The following is an 8,543-nucleotide window of genomic DNA, read 5'->3' on the forward strand; positions in this document are numbered from 1 at the left end:
CAACGGCCGGGGCCGCCACCCCCCACAGGAGAGGCCCCGGCCGTCGCGCGGCACGGGCCGCGCGGCGGCCCGTACTCTCTACAGCGCCACGGCTGCGTTTTGTGTCACACCTCGCTCCGTCACGAGATAGTTGCATGCTGTACGAACATGGACGGGGAGCGGTTTCACGCCGTAACGTGCCATTCGCGCCGGGTGGCGGAAGCAAGATGAATGACCACCGCAACCATCAATTGAGAAACCACGACGGCGAGGACCGGTCCGCGAGAGCGGCGCCGGTTAAGGCGCAAAGAGGTGTGAACCCGGTCCGCGAGAGCGGGGCCGGCTTAGGCGCAGAAGGGCGTGCGCGGGTGCTGGGGGACGACGCGGAGCTGACCGCCGCGGTGCTTGCGGCACAGGACGGGGACGAGACCGCGTTCCGGACTGTGTACCGCGCGGTGCATCCACGGCTGCTCGGGTACGTACGGACGCTGGTCGGTGACCCGGACGCGGAGGACGTCACCTCCGAGGCCTGGTTGCAGATCGCCCGGGACCTGGAGCGGTTCAGCGGGGACGCGGACCGGTTCCGCGGGTGGGCGGCCCGGATCGCCCGCAATCGCGCGCTCGACCACATACGGATGCGCGGGCGCCGCCCCGCGATCGGCGGCGACGAGACCGAACTGACCGGGAAGGCCGCCGAGTCGGACACCGCGGGCGAGGCCATCGAGGCGCTGGCCACCGACAGCACCCTCTCGCTCATCGCCCAGCTCCCGCAGGACCAGGCCGAGGCCGTCGTGCTGCGCGTCGTGGTCGGCCTCGACGCCAAGACCGCCGCCGAGACCCTCGGCAAGCGCCCCGGCGCCGTGCGCACGGCGGCGCATCGCGGTCTGAAGCGGCTCGCGGAGCTGCTCGGCGGGGATCCGGAATCCGCCGGCGCGCTCGACGCCGTTCCCCCACAAAGAGGATCGCGCACACGCGCGGTGACGTCCGCCGGTGTGACGCATACGCGTTCGCGGACGCAGAAGGACATGTGATGGCCGACGAGCAGTACAGGTGGCTGGACCGCGATGCCGCGGAGCGTTTGCTGCGCGGAGAGCCGCTGGAAGCCGTCGACGCCGACACCCGCGGCCAGGCGGACCGACTCGCCGAGGCGCTCGGTGCGCTGGCCGTCGAACCCGCGCTGAGCAGCGCCGAACTCCCGGGCGAGGCCGCCGCGTTGGCCGCGTTCCGCACGGCGCGCACGACCAGGAGCGACGAGACCGCCCAGCTCGGCCGCCGTGGCCGCGCGCACCCCGCCACCCACGCCTCCGACGCCGGCCTCGTACGTCTCGGACGCCCCGCCGCGGGCGATCGCCGGACCCGTTGGGCTCGCCCCACGCGCTTCGGCATCGCCGCCGCGCTGGCCGCCGGGATGATCGGCGGGGTCGCCGTCGCGGCCGGAACCGGAGTGCTGTCGACTCCGTTCAGTGACGAACGGCCGGGCCCCGCCGCCTCCGTCACGGCCGCCGCGACACCGGACCGGCCGCTCGTCTCGCCGTCGCCCCGGGTTTCGGGGACCGGCGGCACCCAGGCGCCCACGCCCGACGGCACCGCGAGCGGCCCCTCCGGCAAGGGTTCTTCGCGCGACGAGGCGGCCGGTGGTGCCGCCGGCGGTAAGCCGGGCTCGGACGGCGCGGGGAAGTCGGGCCACAGCAGCGAGTGGTGGAGCCGGACGCGCTCGTCCTGCCGCGATGTCCTCGACGGCAAGGGCCTGGATGCGGGCCGCAGGCAGGTCCTGGAGGACGCCGCGGGCGGCAGCGGCCGGGTGCGGTCGTACTGCAGCGGCCTTCTGGACCGGCTGAACGGCAGCTCCGGCGGCCAGAACGGCAACGAGGGCAAGGGCTCGGGCCAGGGCGACCAGGGCAGCCAAGGAGACCAGGGCGACCAGGGTGGTGACGACGACGGCCACCACATACTGCCGGGCGGCAACGACCACCACGGCAACGGCGGCATCCTCACCCCGTCGCCCTCGTACTCGGCCCTGACCCCGTTCGCGCCCGCGAGGAAGCCGACGTCACCCTCTCCGTCGCCGACACCGACGTACAGCGCGCTGTCGCGGCTCGTGGGGGGCTGAGCCGGCCGCGGCCGGCCGGTCCTGCCGACGCCACAGGGCCGTAGGTCGCGCCCGCGCTCAGCGGCGGGCTTTCGCCCGGGCGACGGCGACCACGCCGACGGCCGCCAGCGCGATTTGGATGAGCCATTCGATCCAGTCGACGCCTTTGGTGTCGGCCACGTCGAGTGCGTCGGCGATGGCCGCACCGGCGAGCGCCGCCAGGATGCCGACCAGGATCGTCCAGATCAAGCCGATGTGCTGGCGACCGGGCACGACCAACCGCCCCAGCACACCGATCACAGCGCCGATCACCAAGGCGCTGAAGAAGCCCGAGATCTCCACTGCCGCCTCCTCCCGAAGAGGCCCGCCCGGCATATGCCCGCATATGCCGCATATGCTCGATAATCGGCCGTGCGAGTCGGGAAAGCCAGGTCATGGCGGGAGAAGAACCCGGAGATCAGGGGGCGGAGAACCCGAAGATCAGGGTGAGAGAAGGACCCGGAGATCACGGCGGGAGAAGCGGGCCCAGTGGTCCCAGGTCGAGGTTGAGATCCTCCATCGTCAGGCCGTAGCGGTCGCAGAGTTCGGTCATGCGGTCGTGAAGAATCATGAGCGTGAGTCCGAGCCGCTCTTCCTGCTCCTCGGTGAGGTCTCCCCGGTCGACCCGGTGCAGTGCCTGGCGTTCCATGAGCTGGCGCAGCAGCTCGACGATGGTGAGGACGAGCTTGACGAGATCTCGTTCCACGGTCTCGGGATCGGTGCGCAGGCGGCCGACCGCGCGCCTGCCTCTCCCGGTGGGGGAGGGCATGTCGTCCGGGCGTGCGGGCAGCAGCGACAAGGCACGTTCAGCCGCCTCCCTGACTTCTCTCACGTGGTCGGCTCGCCGGGAATCCACAGTTCCTCCATCTCTTCGGTGACGGAGACGATCAGCGCTCGCAGCGAGATCCTGACCAGATCGATGTCCGCGATCGACAGCATGAGGTCCCCGGTGAGCACCACGCCCCCCGCGAGGAGCCGGTCGAGCAGATCGATCAGGGCGATTTGACGGTCGGCGATCGGATCTTCGCGTTCCACGGTCACCGCTCAGGCGCTCCTTCCCGCGAAGGAGTACGGCGCCCATGGCCCCGTGACCTCGACGCGTACTCCGTGCAGATCGTTGGCGGACTCCTGGACCCGGGCCCGGAACTCGTCAGCCAGGGTGCGAGGTACGAGATACGCCTCGTTGGCGACGTTCTCGCCGGCGGCGCCCTCGGCGAGGCGGCCTTGCTGAGGGCGGTAGCGGGCGCTGTCGACGGCGAACTCGCGTGCTTCGGCTTGGATACGGCGTACGGCATCCCGCGCCGCCCGCCAGGTGGCGTCCCGGGTACGCCGCTGTTGCCTGCGCCGCTGAAGGTAGGCGCGCCCCGAGGTGTCGTCAGGGGCCTCGTCCGGTGCGGCTTCCTCGGAGTCGGGAGGTGGCTCGGCGTACACCTTCACACCCAGCTCCACGTGGTCCGCCAAGCGGTCGAGCAAGCCGGCGAAGTCCTCCTCGCGAGCGTCGAGCATGTCACGTACATGGGCGTCGTCGAGGTAGATGGTGGCCAGTCGCAACGGCAGGACCGTTGTGTGTGCCGACAGGGTCTCGATGACCGCGTGGTGCGGCCGGGCCACCGCCTCAAGCCATTCCAGGTCTTCGAGCCGGACCCTGAGGGCCTGCTCCGAGAAGTCCCTTTCGGGTACGGCGCTGACTGCCGCGGCCAAGGAGCCGGACCCCACCAGGGTGACGGGTGCGCCCGCGACCCCGCGTATGCCGGACAAGGCATCTCCCAGGGTTCGGTCGGACACTGACTCCGACCGGACCACGGCGTAGGCGTAGCTGAGGTGGGCTTCCCTGGCTTCCGAGGATTCCGGGACTTCCCCGACTTCCCCGGCTTCCCTGGCTTCCCCGGCTTCCCTGGCTTCCATGGCTCAGTTCTCCCGCTCGTCACCGTCACCGTCGCCGCCGTCGTAGCCGTCCGCGCTGCGCCGTTCGCGCCGACGGCCGGCGCCGAGTTTCTCCTCGGCACCACGAGCGCGGCGGTCGGCCGGTGGCAGCTCGGCCTCGGCCTCCCGGGCCCGGCGGCGCAGTGCCTTGACCTGGCGGCGCAGGCGTTCGTTCTCGTCCTCCAGTTCCCGCCGCTCGTCGGCGCGGGAGGACAACGCCGGGTCGTGCTCCCACCAGTCGATGCCGATCTCCTTGGCCTTGTCGACCGAAGCCACGAGCAGCCTGAGTTTCACGGTGAGCAGTTCGATGTCGAGGAGGTTGATCTTGATGTCGCCGACAATGACGATGCCCTTGTCGAGCACCCGTTCAAGGATGTCGGCAAGGTTTGCTCCCGAGTCCCCACCGCTGTAGGGGTACAGCGTTCGCGACGGGGTGGAGCGGGTGGAGTCGGGGCTGTTCACGACGGTTCCACCTCGTTTCGTGAGGGCTCAGCGCCTCGACGCCGTCCGCCGACGCGGTCGCTCCTCCGCAGCGGGCTCTTCTTCCTCCTCTTCCTCTTCTTCTTCCTCCTCCTCGGCGTAAGGCTCTTCGTCCTCGTACGGCTCTTCTTCTTCCTCCTCCTTGGCGGCGAGCCTGTCCTCCTCTTCGTCCTCGGACGGCTCTTCTTCCTCTTCCTCTTCCTCGCCCTCCTCCTCGGCGGCGAGCCTGTCCTCTTCCTCTTCCTCCTCTTCCTCGTCCTCGTGAACCACTTCTCCCTCCCGGATCTCCCCTCGCCAGCTGCCGGTGGCCTCACCGCGCAGCATGAGGAACTTCCGGAACAGCTTCAGATCCAGCCGCACTCGACGGCCCTGCGCCCGGAAGAGCGCACCGCTCTTCTCGACCACGCCCTTGGGGGAGTACTCCAGGACGACCAGCACCTTCGTCAGGTTGTCGCCCAGGGCATGGAAGGTGACGACGCCCCGGGTGGTGGCCTTGTCGCCTTGGGAGGTCCAGGCGATGCGCTCGTCCGGGACCTGCTCGGTGATCTTCCCCTGCCATGCGCGCTTGGCCTTGCCGACCTTCACCCGCCACTCGGTCGTCACGTCGTCCTTCTGCTCGACCGAGACGACCCCCTTGGCGAACTTGCCGAAGTCCTGGAACTGGGTCCACTGGTCGTACGCCTCGCTCACCGGCACACCGACGTCGATGTCCTCGATGATCGTCAACGTCGTGGCCCCGCTGGAAGGCTTGCCGGCCTCCACGGCCTTGTGCGCCGCACCCTTGACATGCGGGACGTGATCCTTGACATGCGGGACGTGATCCTTGACATGGGAGACGCGTTCCGTCACATGGGAGGCGCGTTCGGTCAGCGCGGGAAGTGCCTTCCCCGGCGAGACCTTGTGCCCGAGGTCGCCGACCGCGTGTCCCAGATGCCCGAGCTTCTCGCCGCCCCAGGCGAGCGGCTTTCCGCTGGCGGCCTCGCCTATGCGGCGGCCCGCACCTGTCAGCGCGTGATCGATACGGGCCTCGATGTAATGCTCCAGCTCTTCCCTCAGCCGATCTGTGGCCGGGTTGCTACGTGCCTTGCTCTCAGCCATCGTCCGCACTCCTCTTCCGGGTACCGGAAGCGGATGCCTTCTCCCTGGGCTTGGTGGTCTTCCGCGCCCTGCTCGTGCCCGTGTGTGCCGGTTCCTTGCCCTCGGATGCCTTGTCCTCGGGCGCTTCGCCTTCCGGCTCGGTGTCCTCGGGTTCCTCGCCTTCCGGCTCGGTGTCCTCGGGTTCCTCGCCTTCCGGCTCGGTGCCCTCGGGCTCCTCGCCCTCCGGCTCGGTGCCCTCGGCCGCCTCGTCCGCGGGCTCGGTCTTCTCGGGCTCCTCGCCCTCATGGTCCTTTTCGCGGAGCCCTTCGGTGCGGCTGTGGATCGCGTCGGCGAGCTTGTCCGCCCTGGCGGTCAGGACCGTTGTGGCGGCCGCCTTGCCCGCGTCCACCAGCTCGCCGCGCAGTCGCTCGTTCACGGTGCCGACGATCGGCGACTCGGAGAGCGCCTTGGCGAGCTGCTTGCGACGCGCGCCCGCTCCGGCCAGCAGCATGCTGAGTCCGAGGGCGACCTTGGCCTTCTTCCTGCGTCCGAGCACATAGCCGCCGACCACGGCGGCACCGATCTTGGCGTTGCTCGTCATGACTTTCTCCCAACCAAGAATGGCCCTGAATCAGAGCTCACTACTCGGCTCTTGCTGGAGTTGATGGGCGGAGATTTCCTGAAGGCGCGCCATCAGCTCGTCCTCCCGCTGCTCGAACTCCTCGTCCTCGATACGTCCCTCGGTACGCGCTCTCTCCAGCTCCGACAGCTGTTCCTGCACGGGCCCGGGGTCGTACAGCTGGTCCTCCGCGGCCATGACGATCTTGTCCAGGACCCAGCCGACACCCCGGACGGGCGCGAGCGGGAAAGTCGCGATCTGAGTCAGCAGCCCCACCGGTCTCACCTCGTCAAGCGAAGCTGTACGGCGGCAGCGGACCCAGGACCCTGATCCCGGCCTGCTCCCCCAGGCGCTCCGCCAGTTGTCTGCCGGCCTCGGCGAACTCGTCGGCATGCTCTCGGTCAACCAGGAACGAGGCGTTCACGGCGTACTGATCGGAGGGCGGCGCGATCCGCTCGGCGTGCACCAGCGGCTGCAGTTCCTTGACGATCTCCGCGGCCAGGGCCTCCTGCCGCCGCAGGACCTCCTGGGCCACCATCTCGCCGAGTGCCAGCCGGTCCTCGTAGCTCGCGTCGTCCCGACGGGTGGCCTCGTTCAGGTTCCGAATCTCTTCGGACTGCTCGAGAATCTCGCGCAGCGCCGCCTCCTCGTCCCAGGCGGCCTTCAGATTGAACTCCACCCGGCCCGTGAGCTCGTCGAGGCGCTCGGAGAACTCCCGCTCCCGTTCCGCGAGTACGGCTCGCACCGAGTCCTCGTCCTGGGCGAGCAACCCGAAATGCAGGGGCAGCGTGGTGCCCTCCTCGAACAAGCGGGCCTGGACCTCGTGGTGGGCGTCCATGTCCCGGCGGTTCACCGTCAGTTCGTCGGGGGTCTCGCTGACGACGGCGCAGACCGAGTCGCCGCGGACCGCGCGGAGGTCGGTGGGCGGATCGCCCACTCCTTTGAGGTCGTCGAGGCGCAGCGGATGCGATGCCCCGGTGATGGCATACACGTACAGGGGCATGGCTACTACTCCTCCTCTCGCTCACGGTGCCGGGAGGTGTGGTGCTCCGAAGTGGACTTCCTAGCCTTCGCGGGCTCCTTGGCCTCCTCGTCTTCCTCCTTCGCCTTGTCGCGGCGGCCCTGGAGGGAGTCGGTGACGGCTTCGACGGCGCCGGCCAGCGCGCCTTTCGTTTTGCCCTTGGACCCCACCTGAGCTGCCTCCCCGACCACGTCGGTGAGCTGGGCCGGGGCCTTCCTCCCGGACTCCAGGTCCAGGCGGTTGGCGGCGTCGGCGAAGCGCAGATACGTGTCGACGCTGGCGACGACGATTCGTGCGTCGATCTTCGCTATCTCGATGCCGACCAGCGACACCCGGACGAACGCGTCGATGACCAGGCCGCGGTCCAGCACCAGCTCCAGCACATCGTAGAGATTTCCCGAACCCCCTCCGGGCGCGGCCACCGCGCCTCCACCACCTCGTGGCGCAACAGTCACTGGTTTACACCCCTTTCCCGGTCCACCTGGGAGCGCGTGTATCGGTTGTCGCGTTCGTAGGCCAGGAGTTGGCCCTCGGCGTCCAGCACGACCTGGTAGCTGGCCATGACGCTGGTCGTCTCGGGTATCCGTTCCACCTCCACGACCTCGACCCGAGCCTCCCAGCCCTGTTCTGTCGGTTTCAGTGCGGACACCGACTCCGGCCGCGTGCCAAGCAGCTCGGCGAGTTGCTCGGACGCACAGCGCATCGCTTCGGGGGCCGACACCCGCTCCCCGGAGGCCGACCGTTTGGCAAACCGCTCTTTCGACGTATCTGCCTTTTGGGACTCATCACGCTCGGCCGTGATCATTCACCGCCTTACTCAACAGTCCTGGCTCTCTCGTCGATGAAGTACCCTCGCAAATCGGGTCATACCTCACAAATCGGTCACATAAGTACAGTTTCACTCTTTATGGATGGCGTCCACTGGGGCGTCTCCAGCCCTCGGCGAGTACGGATCTCCCGCCCGAGCGAGACCGCCGAGTTCGTTCATCCGTGGGTCAGGGGGTGACGTTCTTGGTCGGAAGTCGTCCCTCATGCGCTCTGACCTGCGGTTTCGTATTTCTTTGAACTTTCTTCGGCTGGGGTGTGACGTTTTCGGCCGCCGTAGCGCAGTAATGGGTGAGCCGACTGGTCATCGGCCGTCGCACGGAGCCGGGGTTCCCCCCGTACCCATGGCTCTGTGCAATCGGCGCGGGGGGGGGGGGCGGGGCCCCCCCCCCCCCCCCCCCCCCCCCCCCCCCCCCCCCCAACCACAACCCCCCCCCCCCCCCCCCGGGGGCCCCCCCGGGGGGGCCCAACAGCGGGCCCCCCCCCCCCCC

At 69.3% G+C, this 8,543-nt stretch carries 13 protein-coding genes; 2 read left to right on the top strand and 11 right to left on the bottom strand.

Annotation, left to right across the window (positions count from 1 at the left end):
* The first annotated feature begins 347 nt into the window (after positions 1-347).
* Both ACFY0T_RS12835 and ACFY0T_RS12840 read left to right on the top strand, forming a co-directional pair.
* Positions 348-1,010 carry an RNA polymerase sigma factor gene (locus ACFY0T_RS12835; protein ID WP_388868226.1) on the top strand — a complete coding sequence of 221 codons (663 nt, stop codon included), beginning with the start codon at positions 348-350 and terminating at the stop codon, positions 1,008-1,010.
* The gene (locus tag ACFY0T_RS12840) at positions 1,010-2,089 is read left to right on the top strand and encodes a hypothetical protein (protein WP_388868229.1); all 1,080 of its coding nucleotides are present in this window, start codon (positions 1,010-1,012) and stop codon (positions 2,087-2,089) included. Before ACFY0T_RS12835 ends, ACFY0T_RS12840 begins: the two co-directional genes overlap by 1 nt.
* Positions 2,090-2,146: 57 nt before the next feature.
* Here ACFY0T_RS12840 and ACFY0T_RS12845 read toward each other — a convergent pair whose 3' ends face one another.
* The 11 genes from ACFY0T_RS12845 to ACFY0T_RS12895 form a co-directional block, all read right to left on the bottom strand.
* Positions 2,147-2,410 (bottom strand): GlsB/YeaQ/YmgE family stress response membrane protein, encoded by a 264-nt coding sequence (locus ACFY0T_RS12845; protein WP_388868232.1) that lies wholly within the window; start codon positions 2,408-2,410, stop codon positions 2,147-2,149.
* 163 nt (positions 2,411-2,573) lie between these two features.
* Positions 2,574-2,939 (bottom strand): gas vesicle protein K, encoded by a 366-nt coding sequence (locus tag ACFY0T_RS12850; RefSeq protein WP_388868234.1) that lies wholly within the window; start codon positions 2,937-2,939, stop codon positions 2,574-2,576.
* Entirely contained in the window at positions 2,936-3,148 is a 213-nt protein-coding gene (locus ACFY0T_RS12855; protein ID WP_388868237.1) for a gas vesicle protein, read from the bottom strand. Before ACFY0T_RS12855 ends, ACFY0T_RS12850 begins: the two co-directional genes overlap by 4 nt.
* A 3-nt stretch (positions 3,149-3,151) precedes the next feature.
* Entirely contained in the window at positions 3,152-3,865 is a 714-nt protein-coding gene (locus ACFY0T_RS12860; protein WP_388868239.1) for a GvpL/GvpF family gas vesicle protein, read from the bottom strand.
* A 150-nt stretch (positions 3,866-4,015) separates the two neighbouring features.
* Positions 4,016-4,492 carry a gas vesicle protein gene (locus tag ACFY0T_RS12865; RefSeq protein WP_388868242.1) on the bottom strand — a complete coding sequence of 159 codons (477 nt, stop codon included), beginning with the start codon at positions 4,490-4,492 and terminating at the stop codon, positions 4,016-4,018.
* Positions 4,493-4,519: 27 nt separating this feature from the next.
* Positions 4,520-5,566, bottom strand: a complete 1,047-nt coding sequence (locus tag ACFY0T_RS12870; RefSeq protein ID WP_388868302.1) for an SRPBCC family protein — start codon at positions 5,564-5,566, stop codon at positions 4,520-4,522.
* 34 nt (positions 5,567-5,600) lie between these two features.
* Complete coding sequence (locus tag ACFY0T_RS12875) at positions 5,601-6,188, bottom strand: ABC transporter substrate-binding protein (RefSeq protein WP_388868244.1); 588 nt, start codon at positions 6,186-6,188, stop codon at positions 5,601-5,603.
* 30 nt (positions 6,189-6,218) lie between these two features.
* A complete protein-coding gene (locus tag ACFY0T_RS12880) occupies positions 6,219-6,482 on the bottom strand; it encodes a gas vesicle protein GvpG (protein ID WP_388868246.1) in 264 nt (87 codons plus the stop codon).
* A gap of 13 nt (positions 6,483-6,495) precedes the next feature.
* Positions 6,496-7,209, bottom strand: coding sequence for a GvpL/GvpF family gas vesicle protein (locus ACFY0T_RS12885; protein WP_388868249.1), 714 nt, complete (start codon positions 7,207-7,209; stop codon positions 6,496-6,498).
* Positions 7,210-7,214: 5 nt separating this feature from the next.
* Positions 7,215-7,682, bottom strand: coding sequence for a gas vesicle protein GvpJ (gvpJ, locus tag ACFY0T_RS12890; RefSeq protein ID WP_388868252.1), 468 nt, complete (start codon positions 7,680-7,682; stop codon positions 7,215-7,217).
* On the bottom strand, positions 7,679-8,032 hold the full coding sequence (locus tag ACFY0T_RS12895) for a gas vesicle protein (RefSeq protein WP_388868255.1): 354 nt from the start codon (positions 8,030-8,032) through the stop codon (positions 7,679-7,681). Before ACFY0T_RS12895 ends, gvpJ begins: the two co-directional genes overlap by 4 nt.
* Positions 8,033-8,543 lie beyond the last annotated feature (511 nt).

The organism is Streptomyces sp. NPDC001530, from assembly GCF_042894545.1.
In the GTDB taxonomy this organism is placed as follows: Bacteria; Actinomycetota; Actinomycetes; order Streptomycetales; family Streptomycetaceae; genus Streptomyces.